This window comes from Streptomyces sp. NPDC088124 (assembly GCF_040685895.1).
Classification (GTDB): domain Bacteria; phylum Actinomycetota; class Actinomycetes; order Streptomycetales; family Streptomycetaceae; genus Streptomyces.
Window position 1 is genome coordinate 103,571 of record NZ_JBFBJB010000006.1, and the last position, 26,286, is coordinate 129,856.

Here is a 26,286-nt window from a genome sequence, read left to right on the forward strand (position 1 = left end):
GACGTCTCGTACAACTTATTTCCGGGAGAGCCCCGGCCGCCTACCGCTGGTAGCGGGCCAGCACTCGGTTACCGTCCTCGACCAGGCGTTTCTCCAGTTCCTCCCGGTCGATCGCGCCGCTGTAGTACTCCTGGAGCGCGGGGGTCGCCACCTTGTCCTTCCACTCCGGGTAGCCGCGTACGGGCTGGGCGGGGGCCGGGCGCAGTCCGCGCGCGAGCGCCGCGCCCGTCGCCCAGCCGTGCTCGGCGGTGCCCAGGGACGGATCCGCGAGGGCCGCCGTACCGGTGGGCAGCATCCAGTCGCCCTTGGCCAGGCGCACCATGTTCGCGGGGCGCAGCAGGAAGTCGAGAAAGCGCGCCGCCTCCTTCTTGTACGGGCTGTCCCGCGCGATGGAGAGCGTCTGCGGGCTCACCCCCTGCGCGGGTTCGGCGACGGCGCTCCCGTCACCGGCGGGGGCCGGCAGGACGGTCCACTCGAAGCCCTCCGGGGCCTGCTGGATGACCTGCTGGCGGTACGAGAACCCGAGCGGGACCATGGCGTACCGGCCGCCGAACAGCCCCGGCAGGGTGTCGGAGCCGCCCATGCCGAGGGTGGCGCCGGACGCGCTGCGGTCCGTGGTGACCTGTCGCCGGACGGTGTCGGGCACCACGGCGTCGGCCTCGGTGAACCGGACCGTCACCTTCCCGTCGGTGCCCCGGTGGAAGAGCCGGCCGCCGGTGGAGAGGCCGAGGTTGAGCGTCGCGGAGACGGGGTCCTTGAGCGGCCAGGCGACCGCGAACCGTCCCTTCGCCTGCCCCTGCCCCTGCCCCTGCCGCATGAACGCGGTCAGCTCAGCGCTGATGCGCCGGAACTCCGGCCAGCTCCAGGGGTGCCGCGCGGTGGGGATCCGGACGCCGGAGGCCTCCAGGAGCTTCCGGTTGGCGATCAGGACGCGGGGCTCCTGGAGGAACGGCACCCCGTAGACGCCGTCCCCGAAGGTGGCCGTCTCCCAGCTGCGCGGCGGGATGTCGCGGGTCAGCCGGCCGGAGAGCAGGGGGCGCAGATCGGCGAGGTGCCCGCCGTAGGCGAAGTCCGCGAGATCGTCGGAGGCGTCATGGATGACGTCGGGTGCCTCGCCGCCCTCGAAGGAGGTGAGGAGCTGGTCGTGGACGCTGTCCCAGCTTCCCTGCACGTACTCGACCCGGATGCCGGGATGGGCCGCGTTCCACTCCTTCACCAGTTCCTTGTTGACGCGGACGGACTCCTCCTGCCAGGCGAGGGACTGGAAGCGCAGGGTGATCCGGCCGTCCCGCGCCCGGTCGGAGCCGTCGCCCGAGCAGCCGCCGAGCAGCAGGGCGAGGACGGTGGCGAGGGCCAGGGCCGGGCCGGCCCACGGTCCGCGGGCCGGCCCGGGTGTCCGCCCGCGCATCAGCTCTTCACCGCCCCGGCCAGTGTCCCGCCGGTGATCCGGCGCTGGATGAGCGCGAAGACGAGGAGCGAGGGGAGGGTGGCGAGGAACGCGGCGGCGGCGAGCGGCCCGAGATCCGCGGCGCCCTCCGCCCCGACGAAGTGGGTGAGGACCACCGGCAGGGTCTGTTTCTCCGGGGACTTGAGCAGGACCAGCGCGAAGAAGAACTCGTTCCACGCGGTGACGAACGCGAAGAGCGCGGTGGCGACGATGCCGGGCGCGAGCAGCGGCGCGACGACGGAGACGAGGGTACGGATCCGGCCCGCGCCGTCCACGGCGGCGGCCTCCTCCAGTTCGGCGGGGAGGGCGCGGACGTACCCGGTGAGCATCCAGAGCGCGAACGGCAGCGACCACACCACGTACACCAGGACCAGACCCCCCGGGGAGTTGACGAGGCGGAGGTTCTTGAGGACGAGGAAGAGCGGAATGATCACCAGGACGAAGGGGAACGCCTGGCTGACCACCACCCAGCCGGATGCCGCCGCCGCGAGTCCGCCGCGCCGGCGGGCCAGCACATAGGCCGCCGGGGTCGCCACGACGACGGCGATCACCGCGGCGGCGAGGGCGACGGTCAGACTGTTGACCGCGGCCCGCAGCAGCGGCTGTTCGCCGAACGCCTGGCGGAAGTTGTCGAGGGTCGGGTGGTCCGGGATCCAGGTGGGGTGGAGGCTGCCCAGTTCCCGGGGCGGTTTGAAGGCCGTGGACATCAGCCAGAGGAACGGGAAGGCGAGGAAGACGAGGTAGCACAGGAGCGCGGCGTACTGCCCGGCGCGTACGGTGCCACTGGCGCGCATGCTCATGCCTCGGCCCCTTTCGTGAGCCGGCCGGCGAGTCGGAACGCGAGGAGCACCGAGATCACGGCGACCATCACGCACCCCATCGCGGCGGCGTAGCCGAACTGGCCGTAGCGGAACGCCTCCTCGTACGCGAAGAGCATCGGCAGCCGGGTGCGGCCGCCGGGGCCGCCGCTGGTCAGCACGTAGACCAGGGCGAACGAGTTGAAGTTCCAGATGAGATTGAGCGCGGTGATGGCGAGGGCGACCGGCCGGAGCGCCGGCCAGGTGACGGTGCGGAAGCGGCGCCAGGCGCCCGCGCCGTCGAGCGCGGCGGCCTCGTGGAGTTCGCGCGGGGTGTTCTGGAGGCCGGCCAGCAGGGCGACGGTGGTCTGCGGCAGGCCCGCCCAGACGCCGACGACGATCACCGCGGGCAGGGCGGTGGACAGCCCGGTCAGCCAGTCCCGCCCTTCGCCCAGGCCCAGATCGCGGAGCGTCTCGTTGAGGACCCCGGCGTCGGAGTGGTAGACGAGCCGCCACATGACGGCGACGACGACCTCGGGCATGGCCCAGGGGATGATCGCGAGGGCCCTGGTCAGCGGGCGCAGCCGCAGCTCCGCGTCGAGGAGCAGGGCGAGGCCGAGGGCGAGCGCGAACTGCGGCACGGTCACCCCGGCCGCCCAGAGCAGGCCGATGGAGAAGGAGTCCCAGAAGAGCGTGTCGTGCAGCAGGTCCTGGAAGTTGAGTGCGCCGATCCACCGGGTGGGTTCCGTACGGCCGGACTGCGCGTCGGTGAAGGCGAGCGCGATGCCGTAGAGCAGCGGGCCGACGCTGAGGACCAGGATCGGCAGCAGCGCGGGCAGCACCAGGAACCAGGCGCCATGGTCCAGCACCCCCCGGCCGCGCTCCCGCCCGGGCCGCTCCCGGCCGGACCGGCGCCTGCCGAACCGCGGCCCGCCGGGGCGGTCACCGCCCGCCCGCTCTGCCGCTGACCGCGTCGTCGCGGTGGCCGATGTCACGGATGCGACTCCTTCGGGGCAGGCTCCTCGACCGTCGGGCGCCGTCCTGTCCGCCCTCGTCATCGTGGTGACGCCCCCTCGGTACGTCAAGCACGCACACGCGTCCGGATGCGACACTTCGCGGTGGCACGGGGCGCGGCGGAACGCGCGAGGTGACGAGCGGAAGTAAGTGAGCAGAGGATGGACGAGGCGCGGGCGCGGGGGATTCTCGCCGCGGCGGGGCTGCCGCACGACGCGGAGCTGCTGGCCCTGGGCGAGAACGCGGTCTTCGGGACGGCCGGGCTGGTCGTCAAGGTCGGCCGGGACGCGCGGGACCACCCCGAGCTGCTGGAGCGCGCCCGGCGTGAGGTGGCCCTCGCGTCCTGGCTCGCGGAGTGCGGGGTGCCGGCCGTCCGGGCCGCGGAGCCCGGGGCCCGGTCCGTGGAGGGCCATCCGGTGACGCTCTGGCACCGGCTGCCCGAGGCCGTGCGCCCGGCGGGTCCCGCCGATCTCGCCGCGCTGCTGCGGCTCGTCCACGCGCTGCCCGCCCCCGATCCCGCCGTGCTGCCCCTTCCCCGCCGCGAACTCCTCGGCGGGGTGGAGCGCTGGCTGCGGATCGCGGGCGACACGATCGACCCGGCCGACGCCGACTATCTGCGCGGGCGCAGGGACGGCTTCGCCGAGGCCGCCGCCGCCCTCACCCCCCATCTGCCGGCCGGCCCGATCCACGGCGACGCGCTGCCCCGTAACGTCCATGTCGGCCCGCGGGGGCCCGTGCTGGTCGACCTGGAGACCTTCTCCGCGGACTTCCGCGAGCACGACCTGGTGGTCATGGCGCTCTCCCGGGACCGGTACGGACTGGCCCCCGAGGCGTACGACACGTTCACCTCGGTATACGGCTGGGACGTGCGCGCCTGGACCGGCTGGACCGTGCTGCGCGGCGCCCGCGAGACGGCCAGCTGCGCCTGGGTGGCGCAGCACGCCCCGGCCAACCCCAAGGCGCTCGTGGAGTTCCGCCGCCGGGTCGCCTCCCTGCGCGAGGACGACCCCGAGGTCCGCTGGTACCCCTTCTGACCGGCCGTCCACCCGCCGTCCGGGCCCCGGGTCAGGTCGCCGTCACCGCCGGCGCGCGCAGCGGCCACCCCGCGTCGACGACCGCGTCCGTGTTCCCCTTCCGGCGCAGGAAGCGCTGGAAGTCCACCGCCCACTCCTCGTACCAGGCGATCTGACGCTCATGCAGCTGCGCCGGGGTGAGGGCGGCCACCGAGGCGTGCCGCTCGGCTATCGCGGTGGCCACCCGGGCCGCCGCCAGCGCGTCCGCGCCCGCGTCGTGGGCCGTGTCCAGCACCACGCCGTACTCCCCGCAGACCGCCTCCAGGTTGCGCTTGCCCCGGCGGTACTTGTCGACCGCCCGGTCGATCGTGTACGGGTCGATCACCGGGCCGACCGGACCGAGCTCCGGCAGTCCGTGGCGCCGCAGCTCCGCGGCGAGGAGCGTCAGGTCGAACGGCGCGTTGTACGCCACCACCGGCACGCCGCGCGCCCAGTAGCCGCGCAGGACCTCCGCGATCTCGCCCGCCACCTCGGGCGCGGGGCGTCCCTCCGAGGCCGCGCGCTCGCTGCTGATGCCGTGCACCGCGGACGCCTGGGCGGGGATCCGGATGCCCGGGTCCGCGAGCCAGCTCCGCTCCCGTATCACCTCGCCGCCCCGGACCTCGACGACCGCGGCCGTCACGATCCGGGCCTCCAGCGGCTCCGTACCGGTGGTCTCCAGGTCGAAACCGACGAGTGTTTCCCCGTGCCAAGTCATGGTGTGGCCCTCCTTCGTGGTGCGGTGGCGCTTCCCCCGCTTCCCCCCGTCGGATCTCCCCGCCGGACTTTCACCCTGCCACGCCCCACTGACAACGCCCCGGTTCAGGAGACCGGCCGGGAGTCCGTCCAGACCGAGTCGAACTCCTCGCGGTAGGTCTGGAAGAGCCCGTGCTCCGTGTCCTGCCCCGCGCGCACGACCTCACGCCCCCCGCCCCGCAGGACCAGCACGGGTGCCTCCATCCCGCGTGCGCGGCGCAGATACGACTGGACGACGGCGAGGCCGTCGGGGCCGTCCCCGTCCACCAGGTACGCGGTGAAGCGCGGCGTCTCGTCGAAGACATGGATCTCGAAGGCGCCCGGGTCGCGCAGCTTGGAGCGCACCCGGCGCATGTGGAGGATGTTCATCTCCACCGAACGGCTCAGCTCCCCCTTGCGCAGCCCCAGCTCGCGCTCCCGGCGCTTGACCGCGCTGCTCGCCGGGTTGAGGAAGACCAGCCGCGTCCGGCAGCCGGACTCCGCGAGCCGGATGAGCCGGCGTCCGGAGAAGTTCTGGACGAGGAGGTTGAGGCCGATGCCGATGGCGTCGAGCCGCCGGGCACCGCCGAAGAGGTCCTCCGCGGGGAGCTGCCGCTGCAGCCTGACCCGGTCGGAGTGGACGGAGACGACGTCCCCGTACCGGTCGCCGACCAGGTCCTCCACCGCGTCGACGGGCAGCCGCTGCGACGGCGGTATGCCGCTGCCGCCGCCGAGGATCTCCAGCAGCCTGGCGGAGGCCCGTTCCGCCTGGGCGAGGACCGTCTCGGAGAGCGCCCGGTTGCGGGAGACGACGTTCCGCGCGACCTCCAGCTCGTCGAGGGCCAGCTCCACGTCGCGGCGGTCGTCGAAGTACGGCTCGAAGCACGGCCAGTGCTGGACCATCAGCTCCCTGAGCTGCGGGAGGGTGAGGAAGCTCAGCACGTTGTCGTCGGCCGGGTCGAGGAGGTAGCCCTTGCGCCGGGACACCTCCCGTACGGCGACGGCGCGCTGCACCCACTCCTGGCCCGCCGGTCCCGCGGCGGCGACCACCCACTCCTCGCCGTGCACGGGCTCGTAGATGGGCCGCAGTACCGCGGCGACGACCGCGCGCAGCCGCTGCTCCACCAGATTCAGCCAGATGTAGGCACGCCCGGCCCGCTGTGCGCGCGTACGGACCTCGTTCCAGGCGTCCGCGCCCCAGTCCAGTTCCGCCCCGATCTCCATCGGTCGCGCCAGGGAGACCGCTCCGGGCGGGATGTCGCCGGACTCCCCCGCATGACCTGCGTCACCGGGGGGCAGCTCCAGCCCTCCCGAGCTCACCCGCGCACCGCCTTCTCTCCCTTTTCAACGATCAAGGAAGGGTACTCCGCCGACCGGACCAGGTGCAGCAGGATGCACAGGCTCCTTTCTCAACTCCCTTGTTCGTGAGGCTTGTTCCTGGTGCCGACTTCTGCCGGAGTGAGATGGTTCATAGGGATTACGCCCGGTCTTCACCGCGTACCGGAGGGGCGGGAGGAGCTCCGTGGGACCACCGAGAAAGATGACCGGTCCGGGCGACGGCGTGACGCGCCCGGTTGACCCTCCGGGCAAGAAGCGCCAAGAACGCCCCGGGTTCCTAGGTGCTTGCCCTACTTTCGGGGAAGATCTGGCTCAACAGCCCGCTCCACCCGGATCAGAAATGGAAGAGTCCTATCTATGCAGGTCTGGCCGGGACAGACATATCCCCTCGGCGCCACGTACGACGGCGCCGGTACGAACTTCGCGGTCTACTCCGAGGTCGCGCACCGGATCGAGTTGTGCCTGCTGCACGACGACGGATCAGAAACGGCGGTGGAGCTCCGCGAGACCGACGCCTTCGTGCGCCACGCCTACCTGCCCGGCATCATGCCGGGTCAGCGCTACGGCTTCCGGGTCCACGGTCCGTACGAGCCGGAGCGCGGGCACCGCTGCAACTCCGCCAAGCTGCTCCTCGACCCGTACGCGCGTGCGATCAGCGGTTCCGTCGAGTGGGGCGAGTCGGTGTACGGCTATCACTTCGGCAAGCCGGACTCGCGCAACGACATGGACTCCGCCCCCCACACGATGTCCTCGGTCGTCGTCAATCCGTACTTCGACTGGGGCGACGACCGCCGCCCGCGTACCGACTACCACCGCACCGTGCTCTACGAGGCCCATGTGAAGGGCCTGACGATGCTCCACCCGGAGCTCCCCGAGGAGCTGCGCGGCACCTACGCCGGGCTCGCCCACCCGGCGGTGATCGAGCACCTGACCGAACTGGGGGTCACGGCGCTGGAGCTGATGCCGGTGCACCAGTTCGTCAACGACCACCGGCTGGCCGACGCCGGGCTGGCCAATTACTGGGGGTACAACACCATCGGCTTCTTCGCCCCGCACAACGCCTACGCGTCGTGGGGCGACCGGGGCGAACAGGTCCTGGAGTTCAAGCAGGCCGTACGGGCGCTGCACCAGGCCGGCATCGAGGTGATCCTCGACGTCGTCTACAACCACACCGCCGAGGGCAGCCACCTCGGCCCGACGCTCTCCTTCCGCGGCTTGGACAACGCGCAGTACTACCGGCTCTCCGAGGACCAGCGCTACTACACGGACACGACGGGCACCGGGAACTCGCTGCTGATGCGCAGCCCGCACGTCCTCCAGCTCATCATGGACTCGCTGCGCTACTGGGTGACCGAGATGCACGTCGACGGCTTCCGCTTCGATCTCGCGGCGACGCTGGCCCGCCAGTTCCACGAGGTGGACCGGCTGTCGTCGTTCTTCGACCTCGTCCAGCAGGACCCGGTGGTCAGCCAGGTGAAGCTGATCGCCGAGCCGTGGGACGTGGGCGAGGGCGGCTACCAGGTGGGGAACTTCCCGCCGCTGTGGACCGAGTGGAACGGGAAGTACCGCGACACCGTACGGGACCTGTGGCGCGGCGAGCCCAGGACCCTGGCCGAGTTCGCGTCCCGGCTGACCGGCTCGTCCGACCTGTACCAGGACGACGGGCGCCGGCCGCTGGCCTCCATCAACTTCACCACCTGCCACGACGGCTTCACCCTGAGCGATCTCGTCTCGTACAACGAGAAGCACAACGAGGCCAACGGCGAGTCCAACCGGGACGGCGAGAGCCACAACCGGTCCTGGAACTGCGGGGTGGAGGGCGACAGCGAGGACCCGGAGATCGTGGAGCTGCGCAACCGCCAGATGCGCAATTTCGTGGCGACGCTGATGCTGTCCCAGGGCGTGCCGATGCTCAGCCACGGCGACGAGTTCGCCCGTACGCAGCACGGCAACAACAACGCGTACTGCCAGGACAACGAGGTCTCCTGGGTCCGCTGGCCGGAGCCGGGCGAGAAGACCGACCGGACGATGCTGGCCTTCACCCAGGCGATGGTGTGGCTGCGCCGGGACCATCCGGTCTTCCGGCGCCGGCGCTTCTTCCACGGACGCCCGGTGGAGGGCACGCACGACGACCTGTCGGACATCTCGTGGTTCACCCCGGAGGGTGAGGAGATGACTCAGCAGGACTGGCAGGCGGCGCACGCCAAGGCGATGACGGTGTTCCTGAACGGCCACGCGATCTCCGAGCCGGGTCCGCGCGGCGAGCGGATCTCGGACGACTCGTTCCTGCTGCTGTTCAACGCGAGCGGGGACGAGCTGGAGTTCAAGGTGCCGGTGAACCACGGGCGGCAGTGGCAGGTGATGGTGGACACGGCACGGCCGGAGGGTGTGGTGCGGGGGCAGGGCGAGATGGTCGACGCGGGCGAGCGGCTCAAGATGATCGGCCGCAGCATGACGGTGCTGATGCGCCCGGCGTAGGCCCTGTCCTCCAGCCGCGCCGGGCCGGCCGACGTCCGGGCCTGTCGGCATCCGGGCCCATCGGTCGGGCCGGCGGTCGGCACGGCGTCCGGGCCCGTCGGTCGGCCCGTCGGTCGGCCCGCGTGCCCGTCGGGCCTGGCGGGCGCGCGGCCGTCCGCCCGTGCGCCCGTCCGCCGTTCCCGACTTCACCGTCCTGAGCGCGACCGCGCCATCCGCCCCCACACCGCGGCCCGCAGGGCCTACGGTGGAGACGGAACACGCGTCACTCCCATGACACAGAAGCCGAGAAGCGGGGTACGTACGACCGTATGACGCCCACTGCGACCTACCGGCTCCAGCTCCAGCCGGAATTCCCGTTCTCGGCCGCCGAGAGGGCCGTGCCGTATCTCGCCGCGCTCGGGGTCTCGCATCTGCACCTGTCACCGGTGCTGGAGGCCGTACCGGGCTCCACACACGGCTACGACGTGGTCGACCACTCCGCCGTACGGGCCGAGCTGGGCGGCGAGGAGGGGCTGCGGCGGCTGGCCGGCACCGCGCGCGAGCACGGCCTCGGGATCGTGCTGGACATCGTGCCCAACCACATGGCCGCCGCGCCCGTCCACAACCGGGCCCTGTGGGAGGTGCTGCGGGAGGGCCCCGCGTCGCCGTACGCCCGCTGGTTCGACATCGACTGGGCCGCGGGCGACGGCAAGGTCCTCCTGCCGGTGCTGCCGTCCCCGGTCGGCGACGAGCTGGCGGCGGGGGCGCTCCGCGTCGAGGACGGCGCGCTCCACCACGGCGACCGGCGCTTCCCCCTCGCGCCCGGGAGCGAGGAACTGCCGCTGCCCGAACTGCTCGACGCCCAGCACTACCGGCTCGCGTGGTGGCGGCTGGCCCGCACCGAGCTGAACTACCGCCGGTTCTTCACCATCCCCGAGCTGATCGGGGTCCGCGTGGAGGACCCGGAGGTCTTCACCGCCACCCACGCCAAGATCGTCGAGCTGGTACGGGACGGCGTCGTCGAGGGGCTGCGCGTCGATCACCCGGACGGGCTCGCCGACCCGGAGGAGTACCTGCGCCGGCTCAACGAGGCGACCGGCGGCTGCTGGACGGTGGTGGAGAAGATCCTCGCCGACGACGAGGTGCTCCCCGCGGGGTGGGCGGTCGCCGGCACCACCGGCTACGACGCGCTGCGCCACATCGACGGGGTGTTCACGGACGGGGCGGGCGCGGAGGTCCTGGAGCGGCGCTACCGGGACGTCGCGGGCCCGGCGGGCGACCGCGGCGGCTACTGGCACGGGACCGCCCGGCGCGCCGCGTACAAGGTGGTCTTCCACGAACTGGCCGCCGAGACCGAGTTCCTGGTCCGTACGGCGCGGCGGGTCTGCGCCGCCGACCCCGCGCTGCGCGACCACGCGCCGTGGGCGCTGCGCACGGCGGTCCGGGAGCTGCTGGTCCGGATGCCGGTCTACCGCCCGTACACGACCGCGGGCGGGCCCTGCCCCGAGGCGGCCGAGGCGGCGGTCTCCGAGGAGGCGGTGCGGCAGGCGAAGACGGCGTTCGCGGTGGAGCGGGAGGCGACCGCCGTGGACGTGGTGCGGGAGCTGGCGCTGGGCCGGCTCGGCACGGGCGAGGACCAGCGGGAGTTCTGCGCCCGGTTCGCGCAGACCGCGTCCGCGCTGCGCGCCAAGTCGCTGGAGGACACGGCGTTCTACCGCTATGTGCCGCTGCTCTCGGCGAACGAGGTGGGCGGCGACCCGGGCAGCCCGGCGGTGAGCCCGGAGCGGTTCCACGCGTACTGCCTGCGCCTGGCGCGCGACTGGCCCTCCACCGGCACCGTACTGACCACGCACGACACCAAGCGCAGCGCGGACGTACGGGCCGGGATCGCGATCCTGGCCGAGTGCCCGGAGCGGTGGGACCAGTTGCTGGAACAGGTGGCGGGGGTGGCGGCGCCGGACCCGCAGGTGGCGTGGCAGGCGTGGCAGACGGCGGTCGGTTTCACCCCGGCCGTGGACGGGACGCCGCCGGACGGGGCGCGGATGGTGCCCGCGCTGCTGAAGTCGGTGCGGGAGGCGGGGCTGCGGACGAGCTGGACGGAGCCGGAGCCGCTGTACGAGCAGGCGGTGGCGGCGTTCGTCGAGGCGGGCCCGGCGGGCCCCGCCCGGCGGACGGTCACCGCGTTCAACCGGGCGCTCGCGCCGTACGTACGGGCGAGCGCGCTGGGCGCGGCGCTGGTGCACCTCACCATGCCCGGGGTGCCGGACCTCTACCAGGGCACGGAGCGCGAGTACCTGGCGCTGGTGGACCCGGACAACCGGCGGCCGTTCAGGACGGGCCCGCCCGACGACCGTACGGTGGTCACGACGGCGGCGCTGCGGCTGCGCCGGGAGCGCCCCGAGCTGTTCGCCGAGTCCGGTACGTACACCCCGCTGCACGCGCTGGGCCCGGCCGCCGCCCACGCGCTGGCCTTCGTCCGCACGGGCGCCGCGGTCACGGTGGCGACGCGGCTGCCGTACGGGCTGGAGCGTGCGGGCGGCTGGCGTACGACGGAGCTGCCGCTGCCGCCGGGGCGGTGGCGGGATGTGCTGACGGGGCGTGAGGTCTCGGGGACGGTACGCCTCGCGGAGTTGTGCGACCAGTTTCCGGTGGCACTGCTGACGGCCGTCTGAGGGGGCTCGCGGGGCGGGTTCCGGGGCCCTGCGCGCGGCCTGTCCCCGGAAGTTCGGCGCGCGGCGTTTACAGAGTGACCGAGCCGCGCTACGTTCCGAAATGGGAGCGCTCCCATTCACCCGCCAGTCGCAAGATTGTCATGATCATGCCGAAGGGACCCGCATGATGAAACGCCCCCCACCGTGGCTGTCGCACCCCCGCAGAGCCGTACTCCTCGCCCTTCTCGCCGTGCTCCCCGCCCTGCTCCTGGTCGTCACGGACAGCGAGCCGTCCGCCGCGCACGGCACCCCGATGAAGCCCGCCAGCCGCACCTTCATGTGCTGGCGGGACGGTCTCACCAGCACCGGCGAGATCAAGCCCGTCAACCCCGCGTGCAAGGCCGCGGTCGCGGAGAGCGGCACGACCCCGCTCTACAACTGGTTCTCCGTACTGCGCTCCGACGGCGCCGGGCGGACCAAGGGGTTCATCCCCGACGGCCAGTTGTGCAGCGGCGGCAACGCCACGTTCAGCGGCTTCAACAAGAACCGGAGCGACTGGCCGCTCACCCACCTGACCTCGGGCGCGTCCCTCGACTTCTCGTACAACGCGTGGGCCGCGCACCCCGGTTGGTTCTACGTGTACGTCACCAAGGACGGCTTCGACCCCACGAAGACGTTCACCTGGGACGACCTGGAGTCCACACCGTTCCTGACGGTCGACCACCCCCAGGTCACCGGCAGCGTCGGCACCGTGGAAGGCGCGTACAAGTGGACCGGCAACCTGCCGACCGCCAAGAGCGGGCGCCACATCATCTACATGGTGTGGAAGCGTTCGGACAGCACCGAGACCTTCTACAGCTGCTCGGACGTGGTCTTCGACGGCGGCAACGGCGAGGTGACCGGCATCGGTGAGCCGGGCAGCCCGAACGACCCGCCGACCGACCCCACGGCCACCTGCACCGCCACCCGCAGGACCACCAGCTCCTGGTCGGGCGGCTACCAGGCCGAGATCACCGTCAAGAACACCGGCGCCAACCCGATCCTGGGCTGGATGGTCGAGTTCACCCTGCCGTCCGGCCAGAAGGTCGACAGCCTCTGGAACGGCAACGCCACCTACGGCGGCCAGGAGGTGATGGTCCACAACGTCGACTGGAACGGTTCCCTGGCGGCCGGCGCCTCCACCACCTTCAGTTACGTCGCCTCGGGCGGACCTCCGGACACCGCCACCTCACCACCCTGCTCCGTGCACTGACCGGCTGCCGTCCGCGCACCGAACGGCAGCCCGCGCGCCGACGGGCGTCCCCACACACCGACAGGCGCACCCGCACACTCCGGTGTCCGGCCCCCACCCGGACACCGGACAGCACCCGGCCCGCCGTCACACCCCCCACACCGGACGGCGGGCCGGGCCCGGACACCGCGGGCGTGAGGCTTAGACCGACCGGCGAATGGGGGGCGGCGTCACGGGGCTGGGGCACGCACCTCGCGGCGTTGTCGTCACTCACCATGGCTCCGCCATGCCTCGATCCTCCGCCTTGCGATGCACGCACCCCAGCCCCGCTCCTTCTCCCACCCCCCATTCGCCGGTCGGTCTTATCCACAGGCCCGGCGGCCGGTCCGCCACCGGTGACAGACTTCGTCCATGACGACTTCGGAGAAGATCACCGCGTCCGACGCCGGCACATGGCGGCTCGGCGACCTGACCGTCAACCGGATGGGCTTCGGCGCGATGCGCCTGCCGCAGCGCGGCACGGCGTTCGGGACGGACGCCACCCCGAGCGACCGCGGCCGGGCGATCGGGGTGCTGCGCCGCGCGGTGGAGCTGGGGGTGAACCACATCGACACGGCGGCGTTCTACTTCTCGCCGCTGCGCTCGGCCAACGAACTGATCAACCGGGCGCTCGCGCCGTACCCGGAGGACCTGGTCATCACCACCAAGGTGGGGCCCGGCCGGGACCACACGGGGGAGTGGGTGTGGGCCGACACACCGAGAGAGCTGCGCGGCCAGGTCGAGGAGAACATACGGCAGCTCGGCCGGGACCATCTCGACGTGGTGAATCTGCGCACCCGGGGAAACCGCTCGATCGCGGAGCTCTTCGGGGCGCTGGCCGAGTTGCGGGACGCCGGGCTCATCCGCCACCTCGGGGTCTCCAATGTGACACCGGAGCAGCTCGCCGAGGCGCGGGCGATCGCGCCGGTGGTCTGCGTGCAGAACGCGTACGGCATCGGTGCGGCGGACGGTGACGCGCTCCTGCGCCTCTGCGGTGAGCAGGGCATCGCGTTCGTGCCGTTCTTCGCGATCGCGGGCCATGGGCGCGAGGCGGGCACGGGCGCGGCGGAGAGCGCCGAACTCCTCGCCGTCGCACGGGCGCACAACGCCTCACCCCAGCAGATCCGCCTCGCGTGGACGCTGACCCGCGGCTCGCACGTCCTGGCCATCCCGGGCACCGGCAACCCGGACCATCTGACGGCGAACGTGGCGGCGGGCGCGCTGCGCCTCACGGACGAGGAGCTGACCCTGCTGGAGGGGTTTCACCTGGGCAGGGAGGGCGTCTGACGACACCACCCGGGAGCAGCTCGACGCGCGCGACGAGGCGCTGCGCGCCCGTACCACCCTCCCCTCGGACAGCCAGGGCCGTGCGGCCCACAGCGCCCTGGCCCTGCCCGACTACGGGCCTGTGCCCGGCTCCGTGCGCGGGCGGTAGGTGAGCAGGCTGTGGAGTGCCGCGCCGGCCGTCGTGGTGAGCAGGAGCGCCATGTCGGCGAGGAACTCCAGGCCGTGGGTCTCGTCCGGGGTGAGCGCGATCTGGGCGACCCACGCGACGGTCACCGCCGTGAACGCCCCGGAGATCAGCCAGTGCGCGCGCCCGCGCCGCCGGATCGCGATGACCAGGGAGGGCACGAACCCGAGGATCCCGAGGCTCGCCACGGGGACGGCGGCCAGCAGGGCCCGGGGCGCGACCGCCGTCAGCGCGGTGGTGCGCGTACGCGGGGCGGGTGCGGGTGGCGTACCGGTGGCGATGGGTTCCACGGACGGATTCCTCTCGAACAGGTACACGGAGGGAGAAGCCGTACGATACCTCTGCCCCCGGCGCGGCCGGTCCGAACCGCGCGCCTCCCGCCGCCGCCCCCGGGTGCCCTCCGGATATCCTGACGCTCCGTCATATCCGCACGTGGGGAGCGGTTCTGGCACCCCGGAGACGTTAAAGTTCCCAGGTGAGCAGAGTTGACGAACACATAGCAAGGACCGTCCTCCGTGGCGGCGCCCTCGCCCTCTCCGTCCTGGCGCTGGCGGGCTGCGCGGAGGAGCCCGAGTCCGGCGCCAAGCCGTCGGCGTCCGCGTCGGCGACATCGGGCACGGGCGGTACCGCCGGCAGCGGTGGCGGCAGCGCCGACGCCGAGGAGTTCGGGGTCAGCCCGCTGGCCAACGACGACGGTACGAAGCCGGGGCTGGCGCCGCTCACCTCCGACGCCGACAAGGAGGCCGGCCTGAAGGTCATCGAGGAGGTGACCACCAAGAGCCGCGGCTCCAGCTCCGGCTACGACCGGAAGAAGTTCGGCTACGCCTGGATGGACACCGCGGACGGCGTGCCGCTGGCCGGCAACGGCTGCGACACCCGGAACGACCTGCTGGCCAGGGACGGGAAGGACCTCAAGTACCGCTCGGGGTCCGACTGCATCGTCATCTCGATGAACCTGAACGACCCGTACACGGGCAAGGAGATCGAGTGGCGCAAGGAGGCGGCGGCCAAGGTCCAGATAGACCATGTGATACCGCTCTCGTACGGCTGGCAGATGGGCGCGTCCACGTGGGACGAGGCCAAGCGGAAGCAGCTCGCCAACGATCCGCTCAACCTCGTCCCGGTGGACGGCCCCACCAACGGCTCCAAGAGCGACTCGGGACCGGCGTCCTGGCTCCCGCCGAGCGAGGAGATCCGCTGCTCCTACGCCGTACGGTTCGCCCAGGTCGCGCTCAAGTACGAGCTGCCGGTGACCACCTCGGACAAGACCACCATGCGGGAGCAGTGCGAGGCCTGATGTCCGCGCGCCGCGGCCGGCTCTGAGCCGAGGAGGCGACGACGGCGGGGACGGACGGGTGCCGGAGGTGCGGGACCGCGGTCAGGCGCGGGCCCTCAGGAAGGCCGACGTGGAGACCTGCCCCAGCATCTCCAGCCGCGAGTCGCCGCCCGCCAGGTGCTTCTCGGTGGCCTCCTGGACGCCCTGCCAGCGGGCGTCGCCGAAGTCGTCCAGGACGACGATCCCGCCCGGCGCCACGATGTCCTCGACCCACTCCAGGTCGGCGAGGACGCCCTCCGCGGAGTGGTCGCCGTCCACGATGATCACGCCGTACTTGCGGTCGGAGACCGCCTTCCGGACCTCCGGGTCGCCCGAGAAGCCCTGGTGCACCCGGGCCTCGGCGCCCGGCTTGCCGCCCAGCGTGAGGTTGGCGCGTACCACGTCCATCCGCACCGGCGTCCCGGTCGGGTCGGCACCCACCTTCGTGCCCGGCTGGAGCTGGCTGCCCACGAGCGGGTCCACGATGGTCAGCCGGGCCTCCGTGCCGGCGCGGTGCAGCATCCGGACCAGCGAGGCCGAGAACAGGCCGTACAGGGTGCCGATCTCCAGGACGTCCTCGTTCGGCGGGTCGAGCAGCGGCACCGTGGCGAGCTTGCCGCACACGTTCGACGTGGATCCGGCGAGCCGGCCCAGGGCCAGCGACTCCAGGGCGATCAGCTGGCGGAAGGCGACCGTGACGTTGCGGCGCGCGCTCCCGGCGTCCTCCCCGGTCACCTGCGCGATCTGGCGTACGAGGCCGTCGATCTGGCCGCGGGTGGGCAACCGGGACCCGCTGCGTCCCGTCTTGTCGAACAGCAGGCTGATCGCGTACTGCTCTCCGCGCAGTTCCGCGATCTGACGCTTGAGAGCGTCGATATCGGAACGCAGCGGCCCCTGGGACCGCCGGATGCGCTGGTCGATGAGGGTGGCGGCCGGACGAAGGATCCGCTTCGCCAGCCGGTTGCTGAGGAGAGAAGACATGCGCCGGAAGCTACGCCTCGTCAGCACGTGGCGGACCACACTTCGGTGCTCACTGGGTGAAGGATTGATGTCGGGGAGGCGACGCGAACATGGTGGATCGTGGGTGATGCGTTCGTCACGGGGCGGGGACCCCCGCTGTGTCACACTCCTGAAGGTGGTCACCGCGCTGTCCGGGGGTACGGAGGGTGACGCCCCGAGCGGTCGTGAGGAGTGCGTACGCGGATGACGGTCCGGATCCAACTGGTGCGGTTCGCGCTCGTGGGGGCGGCGAACACGGGCACGTACTACGCCTTCTACCTGCTCCTGCTGACCCGGCTGCCGTATGTCGCCGCGCATCTTGTCGCGTCCGGGCTGAGCATGATCGGCTCGTTCTTCCTCAACAGCTGGTTCACCTACCGGACCCGCCCCACCTGGCGGAAGTTCCTGCTCTTCCCGCTCACCAACGCGGCGAACCTCGTCATCACGACGGTCGGTGTCTATCTCCTCGTCGATGTGCTGCACCTGGGCAGCCGGTACGCCCCGCTGATCGCGGCGGGCGGGGCGGTCCCGGTCACCTTCCTGGTCTCGCGGGCGATCATGCTTCCCCGCGACCCGGCGCCCGGCGGAGGCACACCGGGTCCTGGGTCCCCGGCCCCGGGGACCACGGCCCCGGCGGCCGCTACGGCGCCGGCGGAGCCGGCAGGGAACGGGCGGTGAAGGCGGGCGCTCGGAGAGCTGCGTGATCTCGTAGCCGTGCTCCGATTCTGCGTACAAGAAATATCGAGATGTGTTTTATGTGAGGTTCTGGGCGGCAACGTGAGGGTTGTTCAGGGGGCGGCGATGTCCAGGGACTTGCCGGCGAACTTGCCGGCGACCACCGAGAGCATGACCCGCTTTCCGACCGGGTTGCTGGTCAGTCTCTGGACGAAGCCGCGGACGAGCAGGTCCCGGCGGGACTGCGGGACGAACATCGACAAGCCCTCGGTGCGGCCGAGTTCCTGCTGGGTGACGATGAAGGGCCGCAGCCGCTGCTCCCATTCGCGCAGGGCCCGGCCGGGGTTGCCGGGGTTGCGCCGCAGGCTGGTGCCGAGCAGGTCGGCGCCGGCCATGCCGGTGGAGGCGCCCATGCCCGAGTAGAGGGTGAGGCACCAGGCGGCATCGCCGAGGAGGACGACGCGGTCGGTGTGCCAGGTGGGCATCACCACCTGGTGGGTGGAGTCGAACAGGGAGTCGTCGGCCTGCTCGAACTGTGCCAGGAGGTTCTCCAGTACGGCACCGGTGGGTTCGGGGCCGAAGGCGCGGCGCAGGGAATCGACCGGCGGGCGGCGGAACTGGGCGTCCTCGTCGTCGGTGCGGTAGCTGAAGAGCACCCCGGGCTGGTGGTCGGCGAAGGGGAAGACCCACACGGAGCGGCCCGGCTCCGCCAGGATCACGCCGTCGTTGGGCCGGAATCCGGGTACGGCTTCCTTGAGGATCGAGGCGCCGATGATGTGGTGGAAGGGGCGCAGGTACCGCGCGTCCGGGCCGAAGACCAGGCGGCGCACGGTGGAGCGCAGGCCGTCGGCCCCGACCACGAGGTCGAAGCGCTCCGTGCTCTCGGCCGTGTCCGCGCCGTTGGTGGTACGAAGGGTGACGTCCACGCCTTCGGGGTGCTCGTCGACGGCGACGGGTGTGGTGCCGTAGCGGATCTCGGTCCGGGGTGAGACCTCGTCGTGGAGGGCGGCCTCGATGTCCCCGCGGAGCATGAGACGCGGGCCTCCGGGCAGGTCGCCGTAGCCCATGGCGGGCCGGCGGCGTCCGGTGCGGTCGATGTCGTAGGTCACGCTGGTGAGGTCGGTCCGGTCGCCGATGGCATCCAGCACACCCATGCGCTGCGCAGTTGCCCGGCCGGTCTCGAACAGGCCGATGAAGTAGCCGGCGGCACGGCGCCCGGCGGCACGTTCGATCAGCACGGGTTCCCAGCCGACCTCGTGCAGGCGCATGGCGGTGGCCAGCCCGCCGATGCCCATGCCGACGATCAGGGCGCGGGGCTTGGTCAAGACGATCACTCCTTGTGTGTGTGGGGGGTAGTGGTAGCCGAGACCGGCGACCCGGCCGCCGATCGGCAGCTGTCGCAGGCCTGCCCGGCCTGCGGTGGGCCGGCTTCGTTCATGACGGCAGTCACAGGGGTCTCCACGCGCGGCGAGAAGGAAGCGGAGGTGGCATCTCCAGTTACTCCGGCCACCGTAACATGTAAGTGGAGATGTCACCTCCGGATGACTGCTTATAGTGGAGTCCCATGAGTCGCAGAACCGTCCCCGCCCCGCCCCCCGGCGACGCCCCGCCCCGCCCCCTCCGCGCCGACGCCGAGCGCAACCGCCGGCGCATCATTGCCGCCGCTCAGCAGGTGTTCGCGCGGCGAGGGCTCGACGTCACCCTCGACGACATCGCCCACCACGCGGGCGTCGGCGTCGGCACGATCTACCGGCGCTTCGCCAACCGCGAGGAGCTGATCGAGGCGATCTTCGACACGGAGATCCAGCGCGTCATCGGCATCGCCGAAGAAGCCCTCACCCACGAGGACCCCTGGGACGGGCTTGTCCACTTCTTCACCATGTCCAGCCAGGACTTCGCCGACGACCGTGGGCTGAGGGAAGTCCTCATGGTCGGCACGCACGGCAAGGACCGGGTCGCCGCAGCCCGGGAACGGCTCTCTCCCGCGGTCGGCGCCGTCATGGAGCGCGCGCAGCGGGACGGTTCACTGCGGGGCGACATCGAGGTGACCGACTTCCCGCTCATCCAGATCATGCTCGGAGCCGCGACACAGCTCACTCATGCGGTCTCGCCCGACCTCTGGCAGCGCTACCTCACCCTGATTCTCGACAGCCTCCGCACAAGCCGGGAGGCCCCCACCCCCCTGCCGCACCGCGCCCTCAGCCAGGAGGAATTCGACCGGGCCACGCCGTAGGGTGCCGGTGAGGTGCTTCGTGCGCGCAGGACGGATTTTTTGGCGTGCGGGTTCGGGCCGAGGGGCGACGGGCTTGCGCCGGTGGCGTGTTGTTCACCGTGGGCCCGCGCTCAGGGTGGCCGGTGCCGGGTGGTGTGCCCGGGCCCGCCCCCTCCCGGTGGTGATGTTCGCGGTCGCAACCCGGACCGGGCCGGACAACCCGGTGGGGGTGCTGTACGCCGAGATCCCGCGTGGGCGCGGCCCGGTCCACCGGAGCCCGGAAATCCTGGCTCCGGTGGACCGGGCGCAGGGGCCGCGGGAGGTAAAAGACCAAAGAACCCAGGGAAATAACCAACCAAACCCCACCCCACCCGGCTCAGGTCACCCGCACGGGTGATCTCGCCCTGTATGGCTGGCTTTTGGCGGGTCCGGCGGGGCAGGCTCGGCCCTGACACCCCATCAGACATGCGACGGCCCCCGGTCGGGACTGGCATCCCGGGCCGAGGGCCTGACCAACAAGGAAGTAGACGCTTCCCCATGGTTGAAGAGAAGTCTAGTGCGCCCACGCGCTCCCGTTGCGCGGCTCGCGGATCGTCATCCGGAGTGATGAAGGTGCACGAATCCCATACCGCCCGCTTCACGGTCGTGGGCAACCACCTCGCCCAGCACCCCGTGTTGTCGCTGTTCGCGATCGGCCTGGCCACCCACATCCAGTCGCTGCCCGAGGGCTCCCCGGTGGACATCCGGACCCTGGCGGACAGGTTCGACGAGAGCCGGGACCGGATCGCCGCCGCGTACAGGGAGTTGGAGGCGTACGGGTACATCGAACGGCGCCGCGAGCGCACCGGCGCGGGCACGATCGTCAGCCGGACCATCTCGTACAACCACCCCGAGGCGACCCACGCCAAGCGCGTAGGGCCGACGACGACGCCGCCGCGCGCCGCGGCTGCCCCCGTACCGGCGTCACTGGCCCCTGCGCCCCCGGCACCGGCACCGGCACCGGCACCGGAACCGGAACCGGCGCCGTTACCGGTGGCGGCGCCCCCGGCCCCGGAGCCTGCCCCGGCGGCAGACCCAGCCCCGGCCGCAGACCCTGCCCCGGTGCCTGCGCTGCCGGAGGTGCCTCGCCGGGCGGCTCCGCCGCTTCCCCGGCCGGACGCGCCTGACCTGGGGCGTCAGCGTCTCGCCGCCGAACTCCTCGCCGATCTGCGGCGCGACGCACCGGCCCTGCTGCTCGCCGAGCGGGATGTGCGGCGCCTCACCCCGGGCGTCGCCGCCTGGCTGGAGCGCGGCGCCGCGCCCGATGCCGTACGCCGCACGCTCACCGCCGACCTGCCACCCGACCTGCGCCGCCCGGCCGGACTGCTGGCGTACCGGCTCACCGAACTGCTGCCGCCACCGCTCCCGGCCACGCCCACGGCTGCCGCCCCGCCACGCCCGGACCCCCTCCAGAACTGCGACACCTGCGACCGCGCCTACCGCGCACCCGAACCAGGAGACTGCCCCGGCTGCCTCGCGGCAGGCCCGGCGAGCAGGGCGGCGGCCTAGGGGGGCACGGGTCCGGGGCGACGGCGTCCAGCGTATATGGATTTCTGTATAGTCGGAGGTGTGAGTGAGTACGTGGCGGATTGAGATCGAACCGGAGGTCCGGCAGTGGCTGGAACTCCTGACGGACGCGCATTACGACAAAGTCGAACGCGCTGCTGACATGCTCGCGGCCCGGCCGACCACCTTGGGGGAGCCATATGCCCGTCACCTTGGTGGCAAGGTGCGGAAGCTGCGGTTCACCATGGACGGCAACGCTGTCCGGATGACGTACTGGCTCGCTCCTGACCGGCGCATCGTGCTGTTGACAGTGTTCCGCAAGACCAGGCAGCGGGAGGCCGCCGAGGTCGAGCGGGCCCAGCAGATGCAGAAGATGTGCGAGTCGGATCACGGCCCTGCCACGCACGGCTATGACCGGACGAAGGGGGAGAACTCGTGAACCACTCCCAGTGGAAGACGCGCCGGACCAGGAAGCTCCTGGGGGAATCGGCCGACGAGTCGCGCGCCTACGTCGAAGCCGGGTATGCGTTCGGGCTGGGCCAGGCTGTTTACGACCGGCGCACCGCACTTGGGCTTTCGCAGGCCGAGCTGGCGCGGAGGGCCGAGATGACCCAGCCGCAGATTTCCAACATCGAGGGCGGCGACTCCGTGCCGACCCTGACTCTGCTCACTCGACTCGCCAAGGCCCTGGACGCGTCAATGACTATCGATCTTGATGGGGACACATCCGCTTTCGTCTTCACCCCGCACGATCACCCTCCAGCGGAGGAAGCGTCGGCGGACGGACGGCATTCGGCGGCCTGAGGCACGGTCGGGCTGGACAAGGTGAGACAGAACGGGAGACGGCGGCCCCGTGGCGGTACGTGCCCCGATCCGCTCGTGAATCGTTGGTCGAAGCAGTGGCCTGCGCCACGTCCACTGCCTACCATCGATCACTGCAAGGTCTTGTGCATCGCCGCACAATCTCCCCGGGAGGTCCCCTTTGCACCGCCGTCGTCGCACCGCGCTCTCCGTGTCCGTAGCCCTGCTCGCCGCGGGCCCGCTGCTCACCGCCTGCGGCGGTGAGGCCCATCCCGGAGCGGCGGCGGTCGTCGGGGGGCAGCGGATCGAGGTGTCCACGCTTCAGTCCGCGGTACGGGACGTACGGGAGGCTCAGCGGGCCACGCCGGAGTCCGCGCAGCTCATCAAGGACACCGCGCAGCTCAGTCAGGCCAAGCTGAACAGCATGATCTTCGACCGGGTGCTCCAGCGCGCCGCCGACGACGCCGGGGTCGATGTCAGCCGCAAGGAGATCCAGGAGACCCGCGCGCAGGCCGCCGCGCAGTCCGGCGGTGAGCAGCGGTTCGCCGCGATGCTGCTCCAGCAGGGCGCGCTCTCCTCCGGGCAGATCGACGCGGCGATCAGCCGCGAGGTGCTGCTGAACAAGGTCGCGGGGGCGCTCGGCGCGAACACCTCGACCCCGGAGGGGCAGCAGAAGGTCCTCGCCGTGCTGACGAAGACGTCGAAGGATATGGGCATCGACGTCAATCCGCGCTACGGGAGCTGGGATTACCAGCAGGTGCGGCTCGGCGAGGCCAAGACGCCGTGGATCACCCAGGTCACCCGACAGGAGCCGGAGCAGCAGCCCACGGACGCCTGACCGGGTCGCCACCCCCGCAGCCCCCGACCACTGCCCGTGTCCGGGCCGGGGCCTGGGGCCTGGGCGCCAGGCGGGGGCCCGCCGGAGGTAGGTTCGAGAGGTGACAGACGAAGCTTCCGCAGCTCCCGGCCGTATCGTCCTGCTGACCGCCAGCCACCGGGTCGCACCCGGCCTGCTCTCCTGGCCCGCGTGGCAGACGCTGCACGCCGCCGACCGCGTGGTGTGTGCCGACACCGGCCACCCTCAGCTGCCGTATCTGCGGGAGGCCGGCGTCGCGGTCGAGCACGCCGCGCCCGGCGCGCAGGACCTGGTCGACGCGTGCGCCGGCGGCCGTACCGTCGTGGTGATCCCCTCCGGCGCGGAGGACGGGACCGACGCCGAGCTGACGGACGGCCTCGCCCGGCTGGCCGGCTCGGGCCGGTTCCGGATGCCGGACCTGGAGCTGCTGCCCGGCTCGTACGACCTGCCGGGCGCCCGGCTCCTCGATCTCGTCCAGGTCATGGACCGGATCAGGAAAGAGTGCCCGTGGGCCTCGGGCCAGACGCACAAGGGGCTCGCCAAGTACGCCATCGAGGAGGCGTACGAACTGGTCGAGGCGATCGAGGACGGCGACGCGGACGAGCTGCGCGAGGAGCTGGGAGATGTCCTGCTCCAGGTTGTCTTCCATGCCCGGATCGCCGAGGAGGGCCCGGTGGGCCCGGCAGGGGACGCGGAGGAGGAAGGGGAGGAGGGCGGGGCGTTCTCCATCGACGACGTCGCGGGCACGATCGTGGAGAAGCTGATCCACCGCCACCCCCATGTCTTCGGCGACGCGAGCGTCGACACCCCCGAGGAGGTCAAGGCGCAGTGGATCCGGATGAAGGCGGTCGAGAAGCGCCGTACATCGGTCACCGACGGCGTACCGCTCGGTCAGCCGGGGCTCGCCCTCACCGCGAAGCTCGCGAGCCGCGCCCGTACCGCCGGTCTTGACGTCGCGCTTCCGGAGGGTGAGTCCATCGGGTACGAGCTGCTGGCCCTGGCCGTACGGGCGGACGCGTCGGGCGTCGACCCGGAGACGGCGCTGCGCGCGGCGGCGCGTGTATATAGGGACAGGATCCTGGCCGCCGAGCGTGCGCCTGGCGCGTAGACGCCGGGCGTGCGGAGACCGGGCGTGCGGAGACCGGACGCGGAGAGACCGGGCGCGCACGCGCCGGACGTACCGGCACCGGACGGCGTACGCGGCCCGGAGGCCCGGGCGCGCTCGGGGGCGGTTACGGTCGGGGCGTGTCCGATGCGTCCGAGAAACTCGCGAACAGCGCCGCTCCCACCCTCTTCACCTGGGAGTTCGCCACCGACCCTTACCCCGCGTACGCCTGGCTGCGGGAACACGCCCCCGTGCACCGCACCGAGCTGCCCAGCGGGGTCGAGGCATGGCTCGTGACCCGGTACGGGGACGCCCGGCAGGCGCTCGCCGACGCGCGGCTCTCCAAGAATCCCGTGCACCACGCCGAGCCGGCGCACGCCCGGGGGAAGACGGGTATCCCGGGGGAGCGCAAGGCGGAGCTGATGACGCATCTGCTGAACATCGACCCGCCCGACCACACCCGGCTGCGGCGGCTGGTGTCCAAGGCGTTCACGCCGCGCCGCGTCGCCGAGTTCGCCCCGCGCGTACAGGAGCTGACCGACCGTCTCATCGACGGCTTCGCCGAGCGGGGCAGCGCGGACCTCATCCACGAGTTCGCGTTTCCGCTTCCGATCTACGCGATCTGTGATCTGCTCGGGGTGCCGCCCGAGGACCAGGACGACTTCCGGGACTGGGCGGGCATGATGATTCGTCATGCGGGCGGGCCGCGCGGCGGGGTCGCGCGGGCGGTCAAGAAGATGCGCGGCTATCTGGCCGAACTCATCCACCGGAAAAGAGAGAATCCCGGCGACGACCTGATCTCCGGTCTGATCCGGGCCGGCGACCACGGTGAGCATTTGACCGAGAACGAGGCCGCGGCGATGGCCTTTATCATTCTGTTCGCCGGTTTTGAGACGACGGTGAATCTCATCGGTAATGGCATGTACACGCTTATGCGAAATCCGGCCGAACGGGAACGCCTGCAGAGTTCTCTGGCGGCCGGTGAGACGGGTCTGCTGGCGACCGGCGTCGAGGAACTGCTCCGCTACGACGGCCCCGTGGAGATGGCGACCTGGCGGTACGCCACCGAGCCGCTGACTCTGGGTGGGCAGCGGATCGCGGCAGGTGACCCCGTTCTCGTCGTGCTGGCCGCGGCCGACCGCGACCCCGAGCGCTTCCGTGACCCCGACGCGCTCGACCTCGGGCGCCGTGACAATCAGCACCTCGGGTACGGGCACGGCATCCACTACTGCCTCGGCGCGCCGCTCGCCCGCGTGGAGGGGCAGACCGCGATCGCCACTCTTCTGAAACGGCTTCCGGATGTGCGGCTTTCGGAAGAACCTTCCGATTTGCGGTGGCGTGGCGGGCTCATCATGCGGGGATTGCGCACGCTTCCGGTGCGGTTCACGCCATTGTCCGGCCGATAATTTTCCTGACGGTTCGTCAATACTGTGACTTTCACGTGATCTCTGCTGCATCGACTTGTGACAAGCATTCGAGTACCGCTACGTTCACGTCGACCCGGTAACACCATGCCGGAGTTGAATTGACAGTCACACGGAAGGCAACCGCATGTCCGGGAACGGCCGACACCGTCGACCTCGTCAGGCCCCAGCTCTTCTCGTCGCCGCCGGGGTGGCCGGATCCGCGATCGCGATCCCGTTGCTCGGGGCCGGCGCCGCCAGCGCGGCGGACTCCTCGACCTGGGACCGCGTGGCGGGGTGCGAGAGCGGCGGCACGTGGAGCGCGAACCTCAGCAACGGGTACTACGGCGGGCTCCAGATGTCCCAGGAGACCTGGGACGAGTTCGGGGGCGGCGACTACGCCGAGCGCCCCGACCTGGCCAGCCGCTCACAGCAGATAGCCGTGGCCGAGAAGGTCTTCGAGGCCCAGGGGGCGCAGGCGTGGTCCAGCTGCGCCGCCGTCTCCGGGCTGACGGAGGCGGTCGGCGGTGCGGTCTCCGGCGTCGTGGAGGGGGTGACGGGCGGCGGCAAGGGCACCGGCCCGTCCGGTACCCCGTCGGGCAGCCCTTCCGGGGACGCCTATCCGTCCGGTGACGCCGTGACGGACCCGGGCGCGGAAGCGGGCGCGGACGGCAAGACCTCCCCGGAGCCCAGCACCAGCCCGAGCCCGGGTGCCACCGGCTCCGCGGCCGGTACGGACGACGCCGAGGGCAAGGACGAGGCGTCCAAGGGCAAGCACCGCGGCCAGGCGGCCGACGAGAGTGCCTCGCCGGGCACCGCGGACGAGGAGCGTGCCTCGGGGGGCGGTCGCGCCTCCCGCGGGGCGGGCGGAGCCCGTGACGGGGCCGGGCTCACGGACGGTGTGGAGCGCGAGGTCGAGAAGGTCGTCACCACGGTCGGCGGCCACCTCTCCCTGGCGACCGGCGGGCAGAAGGTCGTCGGCGGCTGGGTCTGAGCAGCCGGCAGCGAGTTCCGGAAAGCCGCGCCTCCAGGACGGAGGCGCGGCTTCCGCGTTCCCGGGGCCGTCCCGGGGCCGTCGCCGAGCCGTCGCCGACGTATCCGGGCCGTCGCCCACCGGGCCCGTACGCACGGCTTCCAGGCCGC

Annotated in this window: 23 protein-coding genes; 15 read left to right on the forward strand and 8 right to left on the reverse strand. The window is 71.8% G+C overall.

The annotated features are described in order from the left end of the window. Positions 1–40: 40 nt before the first annotated feature. Genes AB0P17_RS06825 through AB0P17_RS06835 form a run of 3 tightly spaced genes read right to left on the reverse strand, consistent with a single transcriptional unit; the run spans position 41 to position 3,239 of the window. Positions 41–1,408 (reverse strand): extracellular solute-binding protein, encoded by a 1,368-nt coding sequence (locus AB0P17_RS06825; RefSeq protein WP_365808261.1) that lies wholly within the window; start codon positions 1,406–1,408, stop codon positions 41–43. Continuing rightward, entirely contained in the window at positions 1,408–2,241 is an 834-nt protein-coding gene (locus AB0P17_RS06830) for a carbohydrate ABC transporter permease (RefSeq protein WP_365808466.1), read from the reverse strand. Before AB0P17_RS06830 ends, AB0P17_RS06825 begins: the two co-directional genes overlap by 1 nt. Before the next feature lie 2 nt (positions 2,242–2,243). Continuing rightward, a complete protein-coding gene (locus AB0P17_RS06835) occupies positions 2,244–3,239 on the reverse strand; it encodes a sugar ABC transporter permease (protein ID WP_365808263.1) in 996 nt (331 codons plus the stop codon). A gap of 180 nt (positions 3,240–3,419) precedes the next feature. On the opposite strand from AB0P17_RS06835, the gene AB0P17_RS06840 reads away from it, so the two are divergent. Further along, positions 3,420–4,292 (forward strand): aminoglycoside phosphotransferase family protein, encoded by an 873-nt coding sequence (locus AB0P17_RS06840; protein ID WP_365808265.1) that lies wholly within the window; start codon positions 3,420–3,422, stop codon positions 4,290–4,292. 31 nt (positions 4,293–4,323) lie between these two features. On the opposite strand, the gene AB0P17_RS06845 is transcribed toward AB0P17_RS06840, so the two are convergent. Both AB0P17_RS06845 and AB0P17_RS06850 read right to left on the reverse strand, forming a co-directional pair. Further along, positions 4,324–5,028 (reverse strand): 3'-5' exonuclease, encoded by a 705-nt coding sequence (locus AB0P17_RS06845; protein ID WP_365808266.1) that lies wholly within the window; start codon positions 5,026–5,028, stop codon positions 4,324–4,326. 104 nt (positions 5,029–5,132) lie between these two features. Then, positions 5,133–6,365 (reverse strand): SAV2148 family HEPN domain-containing protein, encoded by a 1,233-nt coding sequence (locus AB0P17_RS06850; RefSeq protein WP_365808267.1) that lies wholly within the window; start codon positions 6,363–6,365, stop codon positions 5,133–5,135. Positions 6,366–6,740: 375 nt separating this feature from the next. On the opposite strand from AB0P17_RS06850, the gene glgX reads away from it, so the two are divergent. The 4 genes from glgX to AB0P17_RS06870 all read left to right on the forward strand — a co-directional run bounded on the left by glgX (position 6,741) and on the right by AB0P17_RS06870 (position 14,048). Next, the gene (gene glgX, locus AB0P17_RS06855; protein WP_365808270.1) at positions 6,741–8,861 is read left to right on the forward strand and encodes a glycogen debranching protein GlgX; all 2,121 of its coding nucleotides are present in this window, start codon (positions 6,741–6,743) and stop codon (positions 8,859–8,861) included. 308 nt (positions 8,862–9,169) lie between these two features. Then, positions 9,170–11,512 (forward strand): malto-oligosyltrehalose synthase, encoded by a 2,343-nt coding sequence (gene treY, locus AB0P17_RS06860; RefSeq protein ID WP_365808272.1) that lies wholly within the window; start codon positions 9,170–9,172, stop codon positions 11,510–11,512. A gap of 163 nt (positions 11,513–11,675) precedes the next feature. Next, positions 11,676–12,743, forward strand: coding sequence for a lytic polysaccharide monooxygenase (locus AB0P17_RS06865; protein ID WP_365808273.1), 1,068 nt, complete (start codon positions 11,676–11,678; stop codon positions 12,741–12,743). A gap of 390 nt (positions 12,744–13,133) precedes the next feature. Next, the gene (locus tag AB0P17_RS06870) at positions 13,134–14,048 is read left to right on the forward strand and encodes an oxidoreductase (RefSeq protein ID WP_365808275.1); all 915 of its coding nucleotides are present in this window, start codon (positions 13,134–13,136) and stop codon (positions 14,046–14,048) included. Positions 14,049–14,159: 111 nt separating this feature from the next. On the opposite strand, the gene AB0P17_RS06875 is transcribed toward AB0P17_RS06870, so the two are convergent. Then, positions 14,160–14,522: a hypothetical protein gene (locus AB0P17_RS06875; RefSeq protein WP_365808277.1), complete on the reverse strand. Its 363-nt coding sequence runs from the start codon at positions 14,520–14,522 to the stop codon at positions 14,160–14,162. 185 nt (positions 14,523–14,707) lie between these two features. On the opposite strand from AB0P17_RS06875, the gene AB0P17_RS06880 reads away from it, so the two are divergent. Continuing rightward, positions 14,708–15,529, forward strand: coding sequence for an HNH endonuclease family protein (locus tag AB0P17_RS06880; RefSeq protein WP_365808279.1), 822 nt, complete (start codon positions 14,708–14,710; stop codon positions 15,527–15,529). Positions 15,530–15,610: 81 nt separating this feature from the next. Here the strand turns inward: AB0P17_RS06880 and AB0P17_RS06885 are convergent, their stop codons facing one another. Beyond that, complete coding sequence (locus AB0P17_RS06885) at positions 15,611–16,528, reverse strand: class I SAM-dependent methyltransferase (protein ID WP_365808281.1); 918 nt, start codon at positions 16,526–16,528, stop codon at positions 15,611–15,613. A 222-nt stretch (positions 16,529–16,750) separates the two neighbouring features. Between AB0P17_RS06885 and AB0P17_RS06890 the strand changes: the two genes are divergently transcribed. Further along, positions 16,751–17,224, forward strand: coding sequence for a GtrA family protein (locus AB0P17_RS06890; protein ID WP_365808283.1), 474 nt, complete (start codon positions 16,751–16,753; stop codon positions 17,222–17,224). Positions 17,225–17,334: 110 nt separating this feature from the next. On the opposite strand, the gene AB0P17_RS06895 is transcribed toward AB0P17_RS06890, so the two are convergent. Next, positions 17,335–18,546 carry an FAD-dependent monooxygenase gene (locus tag AB0P17_RS06895; protein ID WP_365808285.1) on the reverse strand — a complete coding sequence of 404 codons (1,212 nt, stop codon included), beginning with the start codon at positions 18,544–18,546 and terminating at the stop codon, positions 17,335–17,337. A gap of 239 nt (positions 18,547–18,785) precedes the next feature. On the opposite strand from AB0P17_RS06895, the gene AB0P17_RS06900 reads away from it, so the two are divergent. The 8 genes from AB0P17_RS06900 to AB0P17_RS06935 all read left to right on the forward strand — a co-directional run bounded on the left by AB0P17_RS06900 (position 18,786) and on the right by AB0P17_RS06935 (position 26,137). Further along, positions 18,786–19,454, forward strand: coding sequence for a helix-turn-helix domain-containing protein (locus tag AB0P17_RS06900; protein WP_365808286.1), 669 nt, complete (start codon positions 18,786–18,788; stop codon positions 19,452–19,454). 585 nt (positions 19,455–20,039) lie between these two features. Further along, positions 20,040–20,981 carry a helix-turn-helix domain-containing protein gene (locus tag AB0P17_RS06905; RefSeq protein WP_365808288.1) on the forward strand — a complete coding sequence of 314 codons (942 nt, stop codon included), beginning with the start codon at positions 20,040–20,042 and terminating at the stop codon, positions 20,979–20,981. A 64-nt stretch (positions 20,982–21,045) separates the two neighbouring features. Further along, the gene (locus AB0P17_RS06910; RefSeq protein ID WP_365808290.1) at positions 21,046–21,417 is read left to right on the forward strand and encodes a type II toxin-antitoxin system RelE/ParE family toxin; all 372 of its coding nucleotides are present in this window, start codon (positions 21,046–21,048) and stop codon (positions 21,415–21,417) included. Continuing rightward, complete coding sequence (locus AB0P17_RS06915; RefSeq protein ID WP_365808291.1) at positions 21,414–21,782, forward strand: helix-turn-helix transcriptional regulator; 369 nt, start codon at positions 21,414–21,416, stop codon at positions 21,780–21,782. Before AB0P17_RS06910 ends, AB0P17_RS06915 begins: the two co-directional genes overlap by 4 nt. A gap of 178 nt (positions 21,783–21,960) precedes the next feature. Next, positions 21,961–22,617 carry a SurA N-terminal domain-containing protein gene (locus AB0P17_RS06920; protein ID WP_365808293.1) on the forward strand — a complete coding sequence of 219 codons (657 nt, stop codon included), beginning with the start codon at positions 21,961–21,963 and terminating at the stop codon, positions 22,615–22,617. 100 nt (positions 22,618–22,717) lie between these two features. After that, positions 22,718–23,743: a nucleoside triphosphate pyrophosphohydrolase gene (locus tag AB0P17_RS06925; RefSeq protein ID WP_365808295.1), complete on the forward strand. Its 1,026-nt coding sequence runs from the start codon at positions 22,718–22,720 to the stop codon at positions 23,741–23,743. A 137-nt stretch (positions 23,744–23,880) separates the two neighbouring features. After that, positions 23,881–25,146: a cytochrome P450 gene (locus tag AB0P17_RS06930; RefSeq protein WP_365808297.1), complete on the forward strand. Its 1,266-nt coding sequence runs from the start codon at positions 23,881–23,883 to the stop codon at positions 25,144–25,146. Positions 25,147–25,354: 208 nt separating this feature from the next. Beyond that, positions 25,355–26,137, forward strand: coding sequence for a transglycosylase family protein (locus tag AB0P17_RS06935; protein ID WP_365808299.1), 783 nt, complete (start codon positions 25,355–25,357; stop codon positions 26,135–26,137). Positions 26,138–26,286 lie beyond the last annotated feature (149 nt).